Source organism: Frateuria soli (assembly GCF_021117385.1).
Classification (GTDB): Bacteria; Pseudomonadota; Gammaproteobacteria; order Xanthomonadales; family Rhodanobacteraceae; genus Frateuria_A; species Frateuria_A soli.
The window spans coordinates 2,376,431-2,394,457 of the sequence record NZ_CP088252.1; the positions used below are offsets into that span (position 1 = coordinate 2,376,431).

Genomic DNA, 18,027 nt, shown 5'->3' on the forward strand with positions numbered 1-18,027 from the left:
TCGCCCACCAGTGGGCTCCTACAGGTTGGCGCGGCGGGCGGCGACCTGCGCGAGCGCGGCCCAGTCCAGCCCCTCCCCGCCGGCCGCCAGCGCCTCGATCAGCGCATCGCGCACCACGCCGGCGAACGGCAGCGGGACCCGCGCCGCCTCGCCCGCGGCAAGCGCCAGGTTCACGTCCTTCAGTCCCAGCGGGAGCGCGAAGCCGGGGGGCGCGTAACGTTCCCCGGCGATCAGGCGACCGTAGCCCTGGTAGGCCGGCGCGGCGAACAGCGTGCTGGTCATGATCTCCAGGAAGTCGGCCGCGCCGACGCCATGCGCCCGCGTCAACGCGCTGGCCTCGGCCATGCTTTCGATCGCGGAGGCCAGCATGAAGTTGCCGGCGAGCTTGACCACGTTGGCGCGTTCGGGAGCTTCGCCGACCGGCCACACCCGGCTGCCCAGCACCTCCAGCAACGGGCGCACCGTCTCGACCGGGTGCGCATGTCCGGCCACCACGATGTTGAGCTTGGCGGCCGCGGCCATGTCCGGGCGACCGAACACCGGCGCGGCGACGTAGCCCAGCCCGCGCTGCGCGTGCGCCTCGGCCAGCTCGCGCGCCAGCGCCACCGAGATGGTGGCGTGGTTGACGTGCACGGTGCCGCGGTCCATCTCGTCCAGCACGCCGCCGTCGAGGAACACCTCGCGCACCGCCTGGTCGTTGGCCAGCATGCTGTGCACAACCTGGCACTGCACTGCTCGCCCGGGCGTGCGCGCGACCCTGGCGCCGAGCGAGGCCAATGGTTCGGCGGGGCCCTCGGAACGGTTCCACACGGTCAGTGCGTAACCCGCAGCGAGCAGGTTGCTGGCCATTGCGCTGCCCATGGCGCCCAGGCCGAGGAATCCGACGTTCATGCTTGTCTCCTGAAGGTGCCCTTCGGTTGCGGCCTGGGGCCGGGCCCGGACGGATGAGGGAGGAACCGGATGGCGAAGCCGAAGCCCGCAGTCCATCACGCACCGCGTTGACGACACGCGAACCGCTATGCCACCTGGCCGGCCGCGCGCCCGGACGCCCACGCCCACTGGAAGTTGTAGCCGCCCAGCCAGCCGGTCACGTCGACCACCTCGCCGACGAAGTAGAGCCCCGGCACCAGCTTCGACTGCATGGTGCTGGAGGAGAGCCCGTCGGTGTCGACGCCACCCAGCGTCACCTCGGCGGTGCGATAGCCCTCGGTGCCGCTGGCCACCAGCAGCCAGTCGTTGAGACGCGCGCCGATCGCGGCCAGCTCCGCCTCGCGGTACTGGCGCATCGGCCGGTTGCCGAAGTCGAGCTCGCAAAGGCGCTGCGCCAGCCGCTTGGGCAGCACGTCGGCCAGCACCGTCTTCAGCTCCACCGCCGGGCGCGCCGCACGCTGCGCAGGCAGCCAATCGGCCGCGTCGCGGTCGGGCAGCAGGTCCAGCCGCAGCTCCGCGCCGGGCTGCCAGTAGGAGGAGATCTGCAGGATCGCCGGCCCGCTCACGCCGCGGTGGGTGAACAGCAACCCCGCGCGGAACGCCTGCCGCCCGCATCGCGCCTCGGCCGGCAACGCCACGCCGGCCAGGTCCGCGTAATGCTCCTGGTGCTTGCCGCTCAGCGTCAGCGGCACCAGTCCGGCGCGCGTGGGGCGCACGGCATGGCCGAACTGGCGTGCCAGCTCGTAGCCGAATCCGGTCGCGCCCATGCTGGGGATCGACAGGCCGCCGCTTGCCACCACCAGCGCCTCGGCATGCACTTCGCCGCGCGGCGTGCTCACGGCGAAACCGGCCTCGCCATGGCGCACGCGCTCCACCGCGCAGCCGGTCTCCACCCGCACGCCGGCATCCGCGCATTCGTCCAGCAGCATGCGCACGATCTGCTTGGAGGAGTCGTCGCAGAACAGCTGGCCGAGTTCCTTCTCGTGGTAGGCGATGCGGTGCTTCTCCACCAGTGCGATGAAGTCGGCCGGCGTGTAGCGGGCCAGTGCGGACTTGGCGAAGTGCGGATTCGCCGACAGGTACTGGGCCGGCGTCACGCCCAGGTTGGTGAAATTGCAGCGCCCGCCGCCGGACATCAGGATCTTCTTGCCCGGCCTGTTCGCGTGGTCGAGCACCAGCACGCGCCGCCCCCGCTGGCCGGCGGTGATCGCGCACATGAGGCCGGCGGCACCCGCGCCGATGATGAGGACGTCGGTTTTCATGGATCGAGGGAAGCGCGCACGGGGCGTCGGCGCGCATTATCGCCGAGCGCTTACACTTTCCGCTTCCCAACCCTCAAGGTGCCAGCCATGCCCTCCTTCGACGTCGTCTCCGAAGTGGACAAGCACGAACTGACCAACGCGGTCGACCAGGCCAACCGCGAGCTGGCCAACCGCTTCGATTTCAAGGGTTCCGATGCGGTGTTCGAACTGGACGGTTACGTGATTACCCAGCGCGCCCCCAGCGACTTCCAGCTACAGCAGATGCTCGACATCCTGCGCGGCCGCCTGACCAGCCGGAAGATCGACATCCGTGCGCTGGACGTGGGCGAGCCGGAAGTGAACCTGGCCGGCGCGCGGCAGAAGATCACCGTCAAGCAGGGCATCGAGCAGCCGGTAGCCAAGAAGCTGGTGGCGGAGCTCAAGGCCGCCAAGCTGAAGGTCGAGGCGCAGATCAACGGCGACAAGCTGCGCGTGACCGGCAAGAAGCGCGACGACCTGCAACTGGCGATGGCGCTGTTGCGCAAGTCGGACATGGAGCTGCCGCTGCAGTTCGACAACTTCCGCGACTGACGACGTCGTCGGCGTGGCTCCTGTTGCCACTGGGGGCGACCGTCATGTCCGCGGACGCGCCCGGGGGTGCTCCTGCAGCCGTTGTCCGCCCGGGAGCTACGAACCCTGCCCCGCCACGATGTTCACGCTGACCGCCACGATGAACACGTTGAAGAAGAACGCGATCACGCCGTGCACCAGCACCATCCGGCGCAACTCGCGGCTGCTCACCTGGACGTCCGAGACCTGGAAGGTCATGCCGACGACGACCGCGAAATAGGCGAAGTCCCAGTAGTCCGGTTCACCGCCGCCGGGGAAGTCCAGTCCTTTGTGCTGCTCGCCGTATTCGCCGTAATAGCCGTGCGCGTAATGCAGCGCGAACAGCGTGTTGAGGAAGCCCCAGCTGAGCATGATGCTCGCGGTCGCCACCACGATCGCAAGCAGGCCGCCGGTCTTGCCCGCCTCCAGTTCGGTGCCCAGCGCCACCAGCACCACGGTCGAGATCGCCACCCCGCTCCACAGGATGCCCCAGCGCCCCGTGTCTTCGCGGCGCGCCTTCTCGCGCATGCTGGTCGGCGTCGCCTGGTGGAACTCACGCAACTGCAGGCCCATGAACGACAGCGCCCCCGCGTCGAAGCCGAGCAGGAACGCCGGCGCCGGATGCATGCCCAGCCCCCATGCGGCGAGGGCCACCACCAGCAACATGACACCGCCGGCGACCAGCGAGGGCCGCGCGCGCAATGCGTGGTAGACCCCGTGACCGCGAGGCCGGGTGCCTTGGGGATGGGAACCGCTCATCGGGCCTCCTGCGACTGCCGCGCCGGCGCCAGTGTGGCCGACACCACTCAGCGGGCACAACGGCGCACGCGCCCGTTCAGGCGCTCAGATCGGCGAACTCGGGATGCCGGCGCAGCCAGGAGGCGGCATAGGCGCAGGCGGGCACGACCGTCCAGCCGGCCGAACGCGCGGCTTCCATCGCCGCCCGGGTCAGCGCCGAGGCGATACCGCGGCCTTCCACCGCGCCAGGCACGCCCGTGTGCGTGATCGTCATGACCCGGTCGTCCAGCCGATAATCCAGTTCGCAATGCTGGCCGTCCACCACGGTTTCGAAACGCCGGGCCGCAGGGTCGTGCCGGATGTCGAAGCTCATGCCGATGCTCGGGAATGGAAAGCCGTGAGCTTACGGCCTGGCGCGGAAAAACGCCTGTGAAGCTGACGCCGGCGTGCGTTCGCGCTTCCTGCATGGCGGCGCGCCCACACTGGCCCGTCCATCCGAGCCAAGGGATATCCGCCATGAAGAAATCCGCCTCCGCCACCTGGTCCGGCGGCCTGCAGGACGGCCAGGGCACCATCTCCACCCAGACCGGCGTGCTGCGCGAGGCGCCGTTCGGCTTCAAGTCTCGCTTCGAGGACGGTCCGGGCACCAACCCGGAGGAGCTGGTCGGCGCGGCGCTGGCCGGCTGTTTCTCGATGGCGCTGTCGCTGGGCCTGGGCAACGCCGGGCTGACGCCGGAGTCGATCGAGACCCGCGCACAGGTGACGCTGGACAAGCAGGGCGAGGGCTTCGCGATCACCGCCATCGCCTTGAACTGCCGCGCCCGCGTGCCCGGTGCCGATGCCGACACGTTCCAGCGCATCGCCCAGGAGACCAAACAGGGATGCCCGGTATCCAAGGTGCTGCGCGCCGACATCTCGCTGGACGCGGCGCTGGAAAGCTGACCGCAGGTCGGGGTTCGGCCCGCGGCCGCGCGGGAAGCCGGACTGAAGCCCGCCCTGCGCCCACCCGGCATCAGGCCAGCAGGCGCCTCCCCGCCAGCGCCGGATCGGCGGCCATCACCCGGTTGCGCCCGGCATGCTTGGCGGCGTACAACGCCGCATCCGCGCGCTGCAGCAGGTTCATGACATCCTCCTGCGCGCCGGGCTCGGCCGCTGCCGCACCGATCGACACGGTCAGTTGCAGCAGATGCCCTTCCACCAGCAGCGGCGTGGATTCGATCGTGCGGCGGATGCGCTCGGCCAGCACCATCGCCTGCTCCAGGCCGGTGTCGGGCGCCAGCACCACGAATTCCTCGCCACCGATGCGGCCGATCGCGTTGCCCGCACGCAGCGTGCCGCGGATGCTGCCCACCAGCGCCAGCAGCACCTTGTCGCCGCCGCCGTGGCCGAAACGGTCGTTGATGCTCTTGAAATGGTCGGCGTCGATCATGAGCACGCCCAGCGGCCGTCCCACCCGATGGGCGTGGGACAGCAACTGGGTGGCCGTCTCGATCAGCGCCAGGCGGTTCTTCACGCCGGTCAGCGAATCGACCCGTGCCAGCTGGTGCAACTCGCTCCGCAAGGTCTCGCTGTAGAGCAGCAGGAAGCCGATGCTGAGGAACATCGGCTGCATGCCCGACAACAGCACGTAGATGTAGTTGACGGTGTCCGGCTGGATGATGTCGGCCGGCGGATTGAAGTCGAACCACAATTGGCCGTTGCGCCACACCAGCAGCAGCGCGGACGCCGAGCACATCACCAGCAACGCCCGGCGCGCCCGCGAGCTGCGCCGCAGGCCGCCCCGCAGCAACGCCTGCATGCGCAGGCCGATGTCGGCCATGATCGCCGCCGAGCCCCACAGCACGCGCAGGCGATAGTCCGTGTCGATGACCCCGAACCAGGCCACGCCCAGCCAGCCGACCACGCCGATCGCGAGCACCGTGCGCCAACGCAGCGACTCGCGCAGCAACATGCGCAGGGCGACCGCCGACATGCCCTGGGCCACCAGGTTGAGCGCGTTGCCGCCCAGCAGGAGCTGCGCCGGGTGCAGCCACGCCTGCGCCGCCAGCATCCCCCAGGCCGCCGATTCCACCGCCAGCGCGCCAGCGCGCATCTTCAGGCTGGTGCGCGCCGACCCGGAGCCGCCCTGGGTGCCGGCCCACAACAGGATGGCCAGCGCCAGCGACTGCACGGCACTGATCAGGGACAACGTTTCAATGTGCATGGGCATGCTGGGCTCTCCCCGCGCCCGGTAGGACATGACAACGGCCGCTTCGACGCGCGTGCCCGCGACGGCGCTCCCTGGCCATGTCCTCGCCCGTGGTATCGGCGCTGGCTGGCTCGACTTTAGCGTTGACAGCGCAGTGAAGTCCGCTACTTTCCAAGCAAAACGCCCAACGGACGCGGCATGGCCACCCTGATCCCCTCCCGCAACAGCTGCCTGGCGCGCATGACCGCGGGCGAGAAGCGCTTCTCCGAGCGGCTGGAACAGAAGCTGGAAGACGACTACCTGCTCTGGTACGACGTGCCGGTGGGCCTGAAGCAGCGCCGCCCGGACTTCGTGGTGTTCCACCCGCGCCGCGGCCTGCTGGTGCTGCAGGTTAAGGACTGGAAGGCCGAGACCATCCAGCACGCCGACAGCACGCAATTCACCCTGGTCACCGAGCGCGGCCTGGTGAAGGAGAACCATCCGCTGCTGCAGGCGCGCGCCTACGCTCTGGAGATCGGCGTGGTGCTGGAGCGCGACCCGGCGCTGCGCTACCCCGCCGGGCACCGCCACGCCGGCAAGAACATCATGCCGTGGGCCTGGGGCGTGGTGCTGTCGAACATCAGCCGCAAGCAGTTCGAGGACGGCGGGCTGGACGCGGTCATCCCGGCGCACCTGGCGATCTGCCGCGACGAGTTCTACGAATCGGTCGAGTCGGAGGATTTCCAGGAGCGGCTGTGGGCGATGTTTCCGCATGCCTTCCCGGTGGCCCTCACGCTGCCGCAGATCGACCGCGTGCGCTGGCACCTGTTCCCCGAGCTGCGCGTGGAGCCCGGCAGCGGCCAGTTCGGCCTGTTCGGCCCGACCGACGCGGCGGTGCGCCCGCTGCAGATTCCCGAGCTGGTCAAGGTGATGGACGCCCAGCAGGAACAGCTGGCGCGGTCGCTCGGCGACGAACACCGGATCATCCACGGTGTCGCCGGTTCCGGAAAGACCATGATCCTGGGCTTCCGCGCCATGCAACTGGCGCGCGCGATGAACCGGCCGATCCTGGTGCTCTGCTACAACAAGACACTGGCCGCGCGGCTGGAGCAATTGATCGGCGAGCGCGGGCTTGCCGAGAAGGTGCAGGTCTACAACTTCCACAAGTGGTGCCACAAGATGCTCACGGCCTACCACGTGGAACTGCCGCCGAAAGGGTCGGACGGCTTCTTCGAGCAGATGGTCGAGCGGGTGATCGCCGGCGTCGACAAGGGCCAGATCCCGCGCTTCCAGTACGGCGCGGTTCTGGTCGACGAAGGCCACGACTTCGAGCCCGACTGGTACCGGTTGATCGTGCAGATGATCGACCCGGCGACCAACTCGTTGCTGGTGCTCTACGACGACGCGCAGAACATCTACGGCAAGGCGGACCGGCGCAATGTCAGCTGGAAGAGCCTGGGCATCCAGGCACAGGGTCGCACCACCATCCTCAAGCTCAACTACCGCAACACGCTGGAGATCCTGGCCGTGGCGCGCGGGTTCGCCAACGAACTGCTGGTCGAGCGCGACGACGACGGGGACGGCGTGCCGCTCATCGCCCCGGAGAGCGCCGGCCGCCGTGGTCCGGTGCCGGAGCTGATCCGGGTCGAGACCGCGGCCGCCCAGCTCACCGTGCTGATCGCGCAGCTGCGCGACGAAAGCGCGCATGGGCGACCCTGGTCGGACATGGCGGTGATCTTCCGCAACCAGTGGGAAGGCGAGAAGCTCGCCGAGGCACTGGAACGCGAAGGCATCCCGGCCAGGCTGGCCGAGGGCCGCGGCAAGGGGGCGCTGTTCGCCGTCGGCGACACGGTCAAGCTTGTCACCATGCACTCGAGCAAGGGGCTGGAGTTCCCGTTCGTGATCGTCCCGGGCCTGGGCTCGCTGCCCAAGGAAGGCAAGGACGAGGCCGAGGAGGCGCGCCTGCTCTACGTGGCCATGACCCGCGCCACCGAACGGCTGCTGCTCATTCACCACCTCGATTCGGTGTTCAGCAAGCGCATCCGCGATGCAATCAACCAGGTGCAGGACCAGCTGGTCGCCCTGCCGGCCTGAACCGCTCCCTGCGCGCCACCGTAGGAGCCCACTTGCGGGCGATGCTCTTGCCGATGTTTCAAACCGGAGCATCGCCCACAAGTGGGCTCCTACGGGAGCGTCAGCCAGCCCCCATGCCTTTGGGCACACTCCCGCCCGTGCTGCAGCCGCTAGGCTGGGGGTTTTACGCCCCAGGGGAATCCACCGTGCGCAAGACCCTCCAGGCCACCTTGCTGGCCGCCTCGCTGCTGGCCGGCTTCGCCGCCCCCGCGTTCGCCGCGGACAAGCCCGACACCGAAGCCAGCCACGGCGACTACCACTTGCCGCCTTTCCCCGCGGACGCGCACGTACAACAGAGTGCGCAGATCGATGGCCGCACGCTCAAGTACACCGTCACCGTCGGCTCGCTGCCGGTGCGCGACGAGAAGGGCAACACCGTGGCCGAAGTGGTCTACACCGCCTACACCATGGGCGGCGGCGACCGCCCGGTGACCTTCGCGCTCAACGGCGGCCCGGGCGCGTCCTCGGTCTACCTGAACCTCGGTGCGATCGGTCCCAAGCGCGTGGACTTCGGCGTCGAGGGCGACAACCCCTCCGACCCGGCCACCCTGCACGACAACCCCGGCAGTTGGCTGCCCTTCACCGACCTGGTGTTCATCGACCCGGTCGGCACCGGCTTCAGCCGCGCGCTGGTGGACGACAAGAAGGCCACCAAGCTTTTCTACAGCACCGACAGCGACATCAAGTACCTCTCGCGGATCGTCTACGACTGGCTGGTCAAGAGCGGCCGCCTGCAGTCGCCCAAGTACCTGGTCGGCGAGAGCTACGGCGGCTTCCGCGGCCCGCGCATCACCGACTACCTGCAGACGCAATTGGGCGTGGCCATGAAGGGCGTCGTGCTGGTCTCGCCCTATCTCGACCCGGCGGCCTCCAACGACGAGAACGTCTCGCCGCTGCCCTGGATGCTGACCCTGCCCTCGATCGCCGCGGCGCACCTCGAACGCGAACACAGGCTGACCCCCGAGGCGATGGCGCAGGTGGTCGAGTACACCCGCGGCGAGTACGCCGTCGACCTGATGCGCGGGCGCTCGGATCCGCGGGCGACCGAACGCGTGATCAGGAAGGTCACCGAGCTGACCGGCCTTGACCCGCTGTTCGTGCGCCGCTCGGGCGGCCGCCTGGAAACCCAGGCCTACCTGCGCGAGGTCTACCGCGCCGAGGGCAAGCTGGGCAGCCGCTACGACTCCAACGTCACCGCCTGGGATCCCTTCCCCTACGCGCCGCGCCAGCGCACCGGCGACCCGATCCTCAACGGCATCATCGCGCCGACCACCACCGCGATGGTCGATTTCGTCACGCGCACCGTCGGCTGGAAGTATTCGGGCCGCTACAACGCACTGAGCTACGAAGTGAACAAGCTCTGGCACGAGGATGACGACGCGATCGAAGGCTCGGTCTCGCAGTTGCGCGAATCGGTCGCCAACGATCCGGGCCTGCGCGTGCTGATCGCGCATGGCTGGGACGACCTGTCCTGCCCCTTCATGGCCTCGGTGCTGATCGTCGACCAGATGCCACCGATGGGCGACCCGCGCCGCGTGCAGGTGAAGAACTACCCAGGCGGCCACATGTTCTACGCCCGCCCGGACAGCCAGTCGGCGCTGCTCAAGGACGTCAAGGCACTCTACGGCGTGCGTTGAACACGAAGACGCAGGGCCCTTCCCGGGGGCCTCGCCCGACGCTGTCGACAGGGCCCGGCGCGGAGCCTGCCGGCAGGCACCCGTGCGGAGCCGGCGCCCGGTGCCACGCGCCACCCTGGGGCAGGCCCATGCCGGCCTGCCGGCGATGCTTGCCTGCACCGTGGTGGACCGGGCTGCCGCCCCGGGGCGAACGTCGGTGCCCGGCCGCGGCCGGGTCGCCGCGGCGGCGCAGGCGCCCCGTGTGCACTTCGCTGTTGCCGCCAGGCCGGTCGATCCCCATCGCGGCAAGCACGGCGCTCGGCCACGCTGCCGCTAGCCCTGCCAGGGCGCGGATGACTGCCAGCGCAGCCAGTCGATGACGGCCGCAAGCGCGGGGCGTGGCCGGGCTGCGTCTGCGCGCACGATCCAGTATGCCGGCCCCAGTGGTACCTCAAGTGCACCAAACGGGCGAACCAGCGTGCCGGCGGCCAGCTCGTCGGCCACCAGGCGATGGCGGGCCAGCGCCACGCCCTGCCCCTGCTGCGCGGCGCGCAGCACCAGGTCCGAGGCGGCGTAGCGTGCGCCGCCCTGCAGCGGGAGGCGCGCCGGCCCGTGTTCGTGCCGCCACAGCTCCCAGGCCGCCTGCGGATCGCGATCATGCAGCAGGCGCAGCCCGGCCAGCTCGGCCGGTCGCGAGGGGCGGCCGTGATCCTGCCAGTAGGCCGGGCTCATCACCGGATACAGCGCATCGTCCATCAGCGGCTCGCAGTGCAGCCCTGGCCAAGGCCCGTGCCCCATGCGCACGGCCAGGTCCACGCGCCCGTCGGCGAAATCCTCCAGCTTCTGGTCGACCAGCACCGACAGTTCGGTCTTCGGATGCGCCTTTTCGAACGAGGGCAGCCGCGGCAGCAGCCAGCGGATCGCGAACGAAGGCGTGGTCGACAACGCTACCGCATGCGCGGGGCGCGCCTCGCGCAGCATCGCCACCGCCCGTTCGATCTCGGCCAGGCCCGCGCAGACGGCGCGACCCAGCGCCTCCCCCTGCGGCGTGAAAGCCAGTCCCGCGCGACCCGCGCCGGCGTGCACCAGTGGCACACCCAGCCAGCGATCCAGCTCGCCCAGGTGGCGGCTCACCGACGAGTGGGCCATGCCCAGTTCGCGCGCGGCCGCGCGCACGCCACGGTGCCGGTAGACCAGGGCGAAGGCGCGCAACGCGTTGAGCGGCATGTCCATGGTCGGAATTCTAGACCATAGCGGCCACGCCACCGACCATCGGCCGCCACCATGCTGTGGGCGCTGCCAGGTGGCAGTGACGCCAAGGAACGCCATGCACGACCTGTTTGCTGCCGCCGGCCTGCTGCTGGCCGGTGCGATCACGCCCGGACCGAACAACCTGGTCGTATTGCGCGAGGCGGGGCGGGGCGACCGGCAGGCGACGGCGGGCGCGATCGTCGGCATCGTGCTCGGCGGACTCGCCCTGCTCGCCGTGGTAGTGGCAGGCGCCGGCACACTGCTGGCGACGCACGCCACGCTGCGCGCGGTGCTTGCCGTCGCCGGCGCAGGCTACATGGCCTGGCTGGGCCTGCGCCTGCTCGGCAACGCACGGGGCATGGCACCCCTCCCTGCCGACGTCCTGCCGACGGGCGTGCTGGGGCTGTTCTGCTTCCAGTTCCTCAATCCCAAGGGCTGGGCGATGGTGCTGGCGCTCGTGGCCGCACGCCCGGCCACCGGCCCGGCCGGTTATCTCCCGCTCGTCCTGCTGTTCACGGCCATTCCGCTGACCTGCCTGTTGGCGTGGAGCCTGGCCGGCCGCGTGCTCGCGCCGCACCTGGCACGCGCGCGTTCGCGCCGCCGCATCGATTCCGCCATGGGGGCACTGCTGCTGGCCAGCGCGGCCCTGCTGCTCCTTGACCTCTGAGCTACCGGAGAACGCCATGACCCATCGTCCGCCCCACATCCTCGGCCTTGCCGGCAGCCTGCGCCGCGCTTCCTGGAATCGCCACCTGCTGCACGCAGCCGCCACGTCGGTGCCGGCCGACACCACGATGGATCTCTACGAGACGCTGGCCGAGGTGCCGTTGTTCGACGAGGACCAGGAGCTGGCCACGCCCGGCGGCCCGCCGGGCGTGCGCAGGCTGCGCGAGGCGATCGCCGCGGCCGACGGCCTGCTGATCGCCACGCCGGAGTACAACCACGCCCTGCCCGGCGTGCTGAAGAACGCACTGGACTGGCTCTCGCGCGAGGGGCAGGTCCTGGACGATCTCCCGGTCGCGGTGCTCGGCGCCAGCAGCGGTCCCTGGGGAACACGGCTGGCGCAGGCATCGCTGCGCCAGGTGCTGCACACCTGCGGCGCGCTGGTGATGCCTTCGCCGACCCTGTTCGTCGCCCATGCGGAGCAGCGCTTCGACGCGCGGGGGCGGCTGTGCGACCCGGCCCTGCAGGCCTCGCTGTCGCGGTTCATGGAGAGCTTCGCCGGATGGATCGATCGCGTCACGCCCGACGACCGGCTGCCGGACGTGGCATGACCGCCCGCCAAACCGGCCGTGAACCGACCATGTACGCACAGCCTCGCCGGGACGTCCCCTGCACCCTCCCGATGCTAGGTTCGGGCGCATGTCCCCCTGGTTTCGACAGGGCGTCGGCCTCGTTGCCGCGCCCACGCCATCCACCGTTCCCGTACGCGATCCCTGGAAGGACAACGCGCGCCTGGCACTGATCACGCTGGTGGTGTTCGGCCACAGCCTGGAGCCGCTGCGCGGCGTTGCCGCGATCGACACGATGTACCGGTTCCTCTACCTGTTCCACATGCCGGCTTTCGCCTTCCTGTCCGGCGCGGTGGCGCGGACCGAGGTGGACCTGAAACTGCTCAAGCGGATCGCCTTCCAGTTGCTGCTGCCTTACCTGCTGTTCCAGGCGCTGTATGCGCTGGCGGCGCAGGCCCCCGGCTGGCCCGATGCGGGGCCCACGGGGGTCACCACGCCGTACTGGCTGCTCTGGTATCTGCCGAGCCTGGCGGCGTGGCGGCTGTTGCTGCCGCTGTTCATGCGCCTGCGCCACCCACTCCTGCTGGCCTGCCTGTTCGCGCTGATGGCCGGCTGGGCGGACGACGTGGGTTACCGCATGTCGCTCTCGCGCACCGCGTCGTTCTTTCCCTTCTTCCTGATCGGGCACCGGTATGCGCCGGCGTGGCGCGAGCGCCTGCACGGGCCGCTGGCGTGCGCGCTGGCGGTAATCACGCTGCTGGCGTTGGGCGGGGCGGCCAGCGCCGTGCCGGACCCGCGCTGGCTCTACGGGAGCAACGGTTACGCGGCGCTGGGAGTGGACGATGCCGCCGGCACGCTGTGGCGCCTGCTGCGCCTGGGCGCCGGCGTGGCCGGCAGTGCGGCATTCCTGGTCCTGGTCCCGCGTCGCGCGTTCGCCGTCACGGCGGCCGGCGGGCGCAGCCTGCAGGCGTACCTCGCGCACGGCTTCATCGTGAAGTTCGCGGTGGCCGCCGGCCTGTTTGCGTGGGTGGAATCGCACTGGACACCCGCGACGAATGCAGTGGCGCTGCTGTTGGTCGCGTGGCTGCTGGTGCGCCTGCTGTCCAGCGTCCCGGCCGAGCGCCTGCTCGGCCCGCTGACCAGTCCGCGGTGGCTGGAACGGTTCCTGTGGCGGGTGCCGGCCGCCGGGGAACTCAAGTCTCCGGTGCGACCGCGGGCCTGAGCGCGGCGACCTGCTGCTCCATCGTCCTGGACAGTTCCATCAGCCGCCGTGCGTGGTCCTGCAGGCGGCGATCCTCGTCGCTGCGCGGCTCCCAGCGCGGCACCGGCGTGGGCTTGCCGTCGGGGCTGTCCAGCGCGACGAACACCATCACGCAACTGGTCGCCAGGCGCTGCTCGCCCCTGCGCAGGTCCTGCGCCAGCACGTCCACCGCCAGGTGCATGCTGCTGGTGCCGGTGTGGATCAGCCGCGCCCGCACGGTCACCAGGTCGCCGATCAGGATCGGCGCGATGAACTGGATGCCGCTGACCGACACGGTCACGCAATACGCACCGCTCCAGCCCACGGCGCAGGCGTAGCCGGCCTGGTCGATCCATTTCATCGCCATGCCGCCGTGCACCTTGCCGCCGAAGTTGACGTCGGTGGGCTGGGCGAGGAAGCGGAAGGTGACTTCGTTCTGGTGGCCGGGCATGGCAATCCTGGGAAGGTCGATGGCAGCGGCCGATTATGCCCGCATGCGCAAGCGGTCGAGTTCCAGCGCCATGGGCGTGGTACGCACGCCTGCGGGCGAGACCCCTTCCGGTCCGGTCGCGACGAATCCCAGGTGTTCGTACACCGACACCGCGACGCGCGTGGCGTTGAGGGTGAACCTGCGCGTGCCGGCGCGGCGCACCGCATCGGCCATTGCACGCCGCCACAGGCGGCTCGCTATGCCATGGCCCTGGTAGCGGGTGCCGACGAAGAACTGCACCAGGTGGCTGTCGTCACGCATCCCGGCGATGCCCACCAGCACCTCGTCCAGCCAGGCCAGGTGGAAGCGCTGGCCCTCCCGCATGCGCTCGCGCAAGGCCCGGGTGCCCAGCCGCGCCAGCAGCGCCTGGCCGGCCAGGCGCGACTGGTCGGGCAGGATCCAGCGGCGCGCCACCCGCCGCGCCAGCACGCTGACGGCACGCGCGTCTTCGGGCCGTGCGAGGCGCAGCTTCAGGGTCGGAGCGGGCATGCATACCTCTCCGTCCGGGTGGGCCGACAGTTTGCACCCGAAGCGGCTGGCAGCCGGAAGGCATGCATACACGCCACGATGGCGCCGCGGGGATTACACGCAGGAGCCGAGCGCCCACGGAGGCCCGCCATGCCCTTGCGAGTCCCTCGCCTCACGCGTGCCCTGGCCAGCATGGCCATGGCCCTGCTGGCCTCGCCTGTCTCTGCGGCATCACGCCTGCCGTTGGCCACGGTCGCCGACGTGCCGCTTACCGGCCATGCGACGCGCTGGGACTATGCCAGCCTGGATCCCTCGCATCACCACCTGTTCCTGGCCCATCTGGGTGACAACGTGGTGACCGTGTTCGACACGCGCCGCCAGCGCGTGGTCGCGGACATTCCGGGCCTGAGCCGGGTCCATGGCGTGCTTGCCGTTCCCCGGTTGGGGCGCATCTACGCCACCGCCACCGGTACCGACGAGGTGGTCGTGATCGACGCGGCGAGCCTGAAGATCGTTGCGCGGATACCCACGGGCGACTATCCCGATGGCATGGCCTACGCGCCACGGGCACACAAGCTGTACGTCTCCAACGAGCACGGCCGCAGCGACACGGTGATCGACGTACGCAGCAATCGGCCGATGAGGACGATTCCGCTCGGCGGCGAGGTAGGCAACACGCAGTACGACCAAGCGTCTGGCCACATCTTCGCCAACGTGCAGACCCGCGCCGAACTGGTCGAGATCGACCCGCGCACCGACAAGGTCGTCGCGCGGATCCGGCTGGCTGGCGCCCAGGGCAACCATGGTCTCTACATCGACGCGCCCGCGCGGCTGGCCTTCATCGGCTGCGAGGACAACGCCACGCTGCTGGTGCTGGACCTGGCGGGCCGGCGCGTGGCCGCATCCTTCGCGGTCGGCAGGGAGCCGGATGTGCTCGCTTTCGATCCGGCCCGCGGCTGGCTCTACGTCGCCAGCGAATCGGGTGTGGTGGCGCTGTTCGAGGTCAGGGGCCGGCAGGTGCGCGCGCTGGGTCGCGGCACGCTCGGTCCGAACGCGCACGTGGTGGCGGTTGATCCGGTCACGCACCGGGCCTACTTCCCGCTGAAAGACTGGAGGGGCAAGCCGGTGCTGCGGGTCACCGAGCCCGACGATGCGCGTCGATGAAGCCTAGCGGCGGCCATGGAGGTGGCGGATGCTGTCTTCCCACGGCGAGGCCTGCGCGCGCAGGCGCAACAGCCAGCAGCCGTGGATGTCGGCGCGGCGGGCGAAATCGAACGGGATGCTCGCCGCGCTCCAGTCCTCGATGGTGAAACGCTCCTCCAGCGCGGTCACGTCGAGCCTGAAGCGCCGGAAGTTGTTGGAAAACACCACCACGCCGTCGCTCGCCAGGCGATCGGCGCAGGCCAGCAGCAGCGCCGCGTGGTCGCGCTGCACGTCGAAGTCCTCGGCGCGCTTGGAGTTGGAGAAGGTCGGCGGGTCGACGTAGATCAACCCGTAGTGGCCGCGGTCCTGGTGCAGGAAGGTCGTGGCATCGGCCTGCACCAGCCGGTGCGCCGCGCCGGTGAAGCCGTTGAGCGCCAGGTTGCGCGAGGCCCACTCGAGGTAGGTGCCGGAGAGGTCCACGCTGGTGGTGTCGCGCGCGCCGCCCGCCGCCGCGTACACGCTGGCGGTGGCGGTGTAGGCGAACAGGTTGAGGAAGCGCTTGTCGCGCGCCAGTTCGCGCAGCTTCGCGCGAACCAGCCGGTGATCGAGGAACAGGCCGGTATCCAGGTAATCGGTGAGGTTGACCAGGAAGCCCAGGCCGCCCTCCTCCACCTCGTGGAACTCCCCGCGCTGGTCGAAACGGCCGTACTTGGCGCCACCCTTGCCGCGCTCGCGCGTCTTCAGCGCGATGCGCTCGCGCGGCACGCCGAATACCTCGCCGGCCACCCGCACGATCTCGCGCAGGCGCGTGCGCGCCACCTCCACCGGAACGTCGGCAGGCGCCCGGTACTCCTGCACGTGCAGCCAGGGCCCGGCATCCGCGCGGCCGTAGACGTCGATCGCCGCGGCATACTCGGGCAGGTCCTGGTCGTACGCGCGCCAGCAGAAGATGCCTTCGCGCGCGAGCCGCTTGCGCTGGTGGCGTACGGTCTTTTCCAGGCGGTTCTTCAGCATCTGCGCGCCGGGCGAGAGCGGCTTGCGTTCGCGCGGGGCGGTGTCCTTCGGGCTCAGGTCGAAGGTGAGCAGTACGGTTTCCAGCGCGCCGTTGTAGAGCGCGTAACGCTTGTCCGCATGCAGGCCCAGCGCGTGGCCGAGCTCGGCGTCGCCGGCCAGCACCGCGGCGCGCCAGCCGGTGAACCGGGTGCGCAGCGCGTCGCCCAGCGTGCGATAGAGCTGCGGCATCTGCGCACGGTCGCCCAGGCGCTCGCCGTAGGGCGGGTTGGTGATGACCAGGCCGCTGGCCTGGCCGGGCGGCGGCGCGGCATGCGCGACGTCGTGCTTCTCCAGCGTGAGGAAGCCGGCCACGCCGGCAGCCTGGGCGTTGCGCTTGGCGGTCTGCACCATGCGCGGATCGGCATCGGATCCGAAGAACGCCGCGCGCAGGGTACGCAGGCCTGCCTCGGCGCGCTGCCTCGCCTCGTCCAGCAGACCGCGCCACAGCGCGATGTCGTGCTGTTTCCAGCCAAGGAAGCCGAAGTACTCGCGGCGCAGGCCCGGCGCCACGTCGGCAGCCATCAGCGCGCCCTCGACCAGCAGCGTGCCCGAACCGCACATGGGATCGAGCAACGCGCCACCGTCGGCGTAGACCTTGGGCCAGTGCGCGCGCAGCAGCATCGCCGCGGCGAGGTTCTCCTTCAGCGGCGCCTCGCCCTGCTGCTCGCGCCAGCCGCGCCGGTGCAGCGGGGTGCCGGCCAGGTCGAGCGAGAGCGTGGCGCGGTCGCGCTTCAGGCGCAGGTTCAGGCGGATATCCGGCTCCTCGGTGTCCACGCCCGGCCGGGCGCCCTCGCGCTGGCGGAACTGGTCGACCACCGCATCCTTCGCGCGCTGGGCGATGAACTGGCTGTGCGTGAGCTTGCTCAGCGCGGTGTGCGCATCGACCGCCAGCGTGCCGTGCGGCGCCAGGTGGGCCGACCAGTCGATCGATTGCACGCCGGCGTAGAGCGCTTCGTCGTCCGCCGCGTCGAACTCGGCCAGCGGCAGCAAGATGCGGCTGGCCAGGCGCGACCACAGGCAGGCGCGATAGGCGGTTTCCAGCGTCCCGCTGAAACGCACGCCCGCGAGCGACTCGTGCGCCTCATCGGCGCCGATCGCGAGAAGTTCGTCGCGCAGCAGGTATTCCAGGCCCTTCGGGCAGGTGGCGAAAAAATGGCTCATGCCAGCGTATCTAGAAAGAGGGCGAACTGGCGCTCGATCGCCGGGAGATTGCCGCTCAGGCGGTGGTCGTCATCGAGCGCCAGCAGCGGCAACCGGCGGCGCGCGGCAAATTCGCAGATGCCGTCCACCGGACAGAGCTCGTCGCGCCAACCGTGGATCAGCAGCGCAGGCACGTCCTGCCGCACGTCCAGTGCGGTGTCGACGCCCGGGATCGCCGGGGGCGTGGCGAGCAGGAACAGGCCGGCGACCGGGTGTTCGAGCGAGGCAAGCGCCGAGACGAACGCGCCCATGCTGGAACCGGCCAGCACCGGCGGCGCGGCGCAGTCCGCGATCGCGGCGTTGAGGCGTGCCAGTCGCGGTGCCACCGCCGCCGCATGGCCGCGCGCGTCGTCCGCGCGATAGTCGGGCCGCTGCGTGTGCCAGCCGCGCGCCTCGGCCAATGCCGCAAGCGCACTGACCTTGGTGGCTTCCGGACTCGAGTCGGAGCCGTGCGAAAGAAGGATCGTGCCGCGCATCGCTCGGAACTCCGGACCGCCGTGGGACCGCGCATGATAG

At 70.3% G+C, this 18,027-nt stretch carries 18 protein-coding genes; 8 read left to right on the forward strand and 10 right to left on the reverse strand.

Annotated features, from left to right (window positions below):
• Positions 1 to 18: 18 nt before the first annotated feature.
• Complete coding sequence (locus tag LQ771_RS10945) at positions 19 to 891, reverse strand: NAD(P)-dependent oxidoreductase (protein ID WP_231349446.1); 873 nt, start codon at positions 889 to 891, stop codon at positions 19 to 21.
• 125 nt (positions 892 to 1,016) lie between these two features.
• Positions 1,017 to 2,192 carry a BaiN/RdsA family NAD(P)/FAD-dependent oxidoreductase gene (locus LQ771_RS10950; protein ID WP_231349447.1) on the reverse strand — a complete coding sequence of 392 codons (1,176 nt, stop codon included), beginning with the start codon at positions 2,190 to 2,192 and terminating at the stop codon, positions 1,017 to 1,019.
• 87 nt (positions 2,193 to 2,279) lie between these two features.
• On the opposite strand from LQ771_RS10950, the gene LQ771_RS10955 reads away from it, so the two are divergent.
• Positions 2,280 to 2,762, forward strand: a complete 483-nt coding sequence (locus LQ771_RS10955) for a YajQ family cyclic di-GMP-binding protein (RefSeq protein WP_231349448.1) — start codon at positions 2,280 to 2,282, stop codon at positions 2,760 to 2,762.
• Between the two features lie 96 nt (positions 2,763 to 2,858).
• On the opposite strand, the gene LQ771_RS10960 is transcribed toward LQ771_RS10955, so the two are convergent.
• Positions 2,859 to 3,539 carry a DUF1345 domain-containing protein gene (locus LQ771_RS10960; RefSeq protein WP_231349449.1) on the reverse strand — a complete coding sequence of 227 codons (681 nt, stop codon included), beginning with the start codon at positions 3,537 to 3,539 and terminating at the stop codon, positions 2,859 to 2,861.
• A 76-nt stretch (positions 3,540 to 3,615) separates the two neighbouring features.
• Entirely contained in the window at positions 3,616 to 3,891 is a 276-nt protein-coding gene (locus LQ771_RS10965) for a GNAT family N-acetyltransferase (RefSeq protein WP_231349450.1), read from the reverse strand.
• A gap of 143 nt (positions 3,892 to 4,034) precedes the next feature.
• Here LQ771_RS10965 and LQ771_RS10970 point away from each other — a divergent pair, with 143 nt between their 5' ends.
• Complete coding sequence (locus tag LQ771_RS10970; RefSeq protein WP_231349451.1) at positions 4,035 to 4,460, forward strand: OsmC family protein; 426 nt, start codon at positions 4,035 to 4,037, stop codon at positions 4,458 to 4,460.
• 70 nt (positions 4,461 to 4,530) lie between these two features.
• Here the strand turns inward: LQ771_RS10970 and LQ771_RS10975 are convergent, their stop codons facing one another.
• Positions 4,531 to 5,727, reverse strand: coding sequence for a GGDEF domain-containing protein (locus LQ771_RS10975; protein ID WP_231349452.1), 1,197 nt, complete (start codon positions 5,725 to 5,727; stop codon positions 4,531 to 4,533).
• A gap of 177 nt (positions 5,728 to 5,904) precedes the next feature.
• Here LQ771_RS10975 and LQ771_RS10980 point away from each other — a divergent pair, with 177 nt between their 5' ends.
• Together LQ771_RS10980 and LQ771_RS10985 are read left to right on the forward strand one after the other, a co-directional pair.
• Entirely contained in the window at positions 5,905 to 7,779 is a 1,875-nt protein-coding gene (locus tag LQ771_RS10980; RefSeq protein WP_231349453.1) for a DEAD/DEAH box helicase, read from the forward strand.
• A 185-nt stretch (positions 7,780 to 7,964) separates the two neighbouring features.
• Positions 7,965 to 9,455, forward strand: coding sequence for a S10 family peptidase (locus tag LQ771_RS10985; RefSeq protein WP_231349454.1), 1,491 nt, complete (start codon positions 7,965 to 7,967; stop codon positions 9,453 to 9,455).
• Between the two features lie 312 nt (positions 9,456 to 9,767).
• Here the strand turns inward: LQ771_RS10985 and LQ771_RS10990 are convergent, their stop codons facing one another.
• Positions 9,768 to 10,667 (reverse strand): LysR substrate-binding domain-containing protein, encoded by a 900-nt coding sequence (locus tag LQ771_RS10990; protein WP_231349455.1) that lies wholly within the window; start codon positions 10,665 to 10,667, stop codon positions 9,768 to 9,770.
• 94 nt (positions 10,668 to 10,761) lie between these two features.
• Between LQ771_RS10990 and LQ771_RS10995 the strand changes: the two genes are divergently transcribed.
• From LQ771_RS10995 to LQ771_RS11005, 3 genes are all read left to right on the forward strand, one after another.
• Positions 10,762 to 11,352 (forward strand): LysE family translocator, encoded by a 591-nt coding sequence (locus LQ771_RS10995; RefSeq protein ID WP_231349456.1) that lies wholly within the window; start codon positions 10,762 to 10,764, stop codon positions 11,350 to 11,352.
• Positions 11,353 to 11,368: 16 nt separating this feature from the next.
• Entirely contained in the window at positions 11,369 to 11,959 is a 591-nt protein-coding gene (locus LQ771_RS11000) for an NADPH-dependent FMN reductase (protein ID WP_231349457.1), read from the forward strand.
• Between the two features lie 88 nt (positions 11,960 to 12,047).
• Positions 12,048 to 13,139 carry an acyltransferase family protein gene (locus LQ771_RS11005; RefSeq protein WP_231349458.1) on the forward strand — a complete coding sequence of 364 codons (1,092 nt, stop codon included), beginning with the start codon at positions 12,048 to 12,050 and terminating at the stop codon, positions 13,137 to 13,139.
• Here the strand turns inward: LQ771_RS11005 and LQ771_RS11010 are convergent.
• A complete protein-coding gene (locus tag LQ771_RS11010) occupies positions 13,111 to 13,608 on the reverse strand; it encodes an acyl-CoA thioesterase (protein ID WP_231349459.1) in 498 nt (165 codons plus the stop codon). The genes LQ771_RS11005 and LQ771_RS11010 overlap by 29 nt on opposite strands.
• A gap of 33 nt (positions 13,609 to 13,641) precedes the next feature.
• Complete coding sequence (locus tag LQ771_RS11015; protein ID WP_275045638.1) at positions 13,642 to 14,136, reverse strand: GNAT family N-acetyltransferase; 495 nt, start codon at positions 14,134 to 14,136, stop codon at positions 13,642 to 13,644.
• Positions 14,137 to 14,265: 129 nt separating this feature from the next.
• On the opposite strand from LQ771_RS11015, the gene LQ771_RS11025 reads away from it, so the two are divergent.
• The gene (locus LQ771_RS11025; RefSeq protein ID WP_231349460.1) at positions 14,266 to 15,279 is read left to right on the forward strand and encodes a YncE family protein; all 1,014 of its coding nucleotides are present in this window, start codon (positions 14,266 to 14,268) and stop codon (positions 15,277 to 15,279) included.
• 3 nt (positions 15,280 to 15,282) lie between these two features.
• Here the strand turns inward: LQ771_RS11025 and rlmKL are convergent, their stop codons facing one another.
• Both rlmKL and LQ771_RS11035 read right to left on the reverse strand, forming a co-directional pair.
• The gene (gene rlmKL, locus LQ771_RS11030; protein ID WP_231349461.1) at positions 15,283 to 17,472 is read right to left on the reverse strand and encodes a bifunctional 23S rRNA (guanine(2069)-N(7))-methyltransferase RlmK/23S rRNA (guanine(2445)-N(2))-methyltransferase RlmL; all 2,190 of its coding nucleotides are present in this window, start codon (positions 17,470 to 17,472) and stop codon (positions 15,283 to 15,285) included.
• Positions 17,469 to 17,987: an alpha/beta hydrolase gene (locus LQ771_RS11035; RefSeq protein ID WP_231349462.1), complete on the reverse strand. Its 519-nt coding sequence runs from the start codon at positions 17,985 to 17,987 to the stop codon at positions 17,469 to 17,471. Before LQ771_RS11035 ends, rlmKL begins: the two co-directional genes overlap by 4 nt.
• Between the last annotated feature and the right edge of the window lie 40 nt (positions 17,988 to 18,027).

Excerpts from the sequence above, each read along its gene's own strand:
- LQ771_RS10950 (WP_231349447.1), bottom strand. The coding sequence starts at position 2,192 with ATGAAAACCGACGTCCTCATCATCGGCGCGGGTGCCGCCGGCCTCATG.
- rlmKL (WP_231349461.1), bottom strand. The coding sequence starts at position 17,472 with ATGAGCCATTTTTTCGCCACCTGCCCGAAGGGCCTGGAATACCTGCTG.
- LQ771_RS10980 (WP_231349453.1), top strand. The coding sequence starts at position 5,905 with ATGGCCACCCTGATCCCCTCCCGCAACAGCTGCCTGGCGCGCATGACC.
- LQ771_RS11015 (WP_275045638.1), bottom strand. The coding sequence starts at position 14,136 with ATGCCCGCTCCGACCCTGAAGCTGCGCCTCGCACGGCCCGAAGACGCG.
- LQ771_RS11000 (WP_231349457.1), top strand. The coding sequence starts at position 11,369 with ATGACCCATCGTCCGCCCCACATCCTCGGCCTTGCCGGCAGCCTGCGC.
- LQ771_RS11005 (WP_231349458.1), top strand. The coding sequence starts at position 12,048 with ATGTCCCCCTGGTTTCGACAGGGCGTCGGCCTCGTTGCCGCGCCCACG.
- LQ771_RS10955 (WP_231349448.1), top strand. The coding sequence starts at position 2,280 with ATGCCCTCCTTCGACGTCGTCTCCGAAGTGGACAAGCACGAACTGACC.
- LQ771_RS11010 (WP_231349459.1), bottom strand. The coding sequence starts at position 13,608 with ATGCCCGGCCACCAGAACGAAGTCACCTTCCGCTTCCTCGCCCAGCCC.
- LQ771_RS10945 (WP_231349446.1), bottom strand. The coding sequence starts at position 891 with ATGAACGTCGGATTCCTCGGCCTGGGCGCCATGGGCAGCGCAATGGCC.
- LQ771_RS10990 (WP_231349455.1), bottom strand. The coding sequence starts at position 10,667 with ATGGACATGCCGCTCAACGCGTTGCGCGCCTTCGCCCTGGTCTACCGG.
- LQ771_RS11035 (WP_231349462.1), bottom strand. The coding sequence starts at position 17,987 with ATGCGCGGCACGATCCTTCTTTCGCACGGCTCCGACTCGAGTCCGGAA.
- LQ771_RS10975 (WP_231349452.1), bottom strand. The coding sequence starts at position 5,727 with ATGCCCATGCACATTGAAACGTTGTCCCTGATCAGTGCCGTGCAGTCG.
- LQ771_RS11025 (WP_231349460.1), top strand. The coding sequence starts at position 14,266 with ATGCCCTTGCGAGTCCCTCGCCTCACGCGTGCCCTGGCCAGCATGGCC.
- LQ771_RS10960 (WP_231349449.1), bottom strand. The coding sequence starts at position 3,539 with ATGAGCGGTTCCCATCCCCAAGGCACCCGGCCTCGCGGTCACGGGGTC.
- LQ771_RS10965 (WP_231349450.1), bottom strand. The coding sequence starts at position 3,891 with ATGAGCTTCGACATCCGGCACGACCCTGCGGCCCGGCGTTTCGAAACC.
- LQ771_RS10970 (WP_231349451.1), top strand. The coding sequence starts at position 4,035 with ATGAAGAAATCCGCCTCCGCCACCTGGTCCGGCGGCCTGCAGGACGGC.
- LQ771_RS10995 (WP_231349456.1), top strand. The coding sequence starts at position 10,762 with ATGCACGACCTGTTTGCTGCCGCCGGCCTGCTGCTGGCCGGTGCGATC.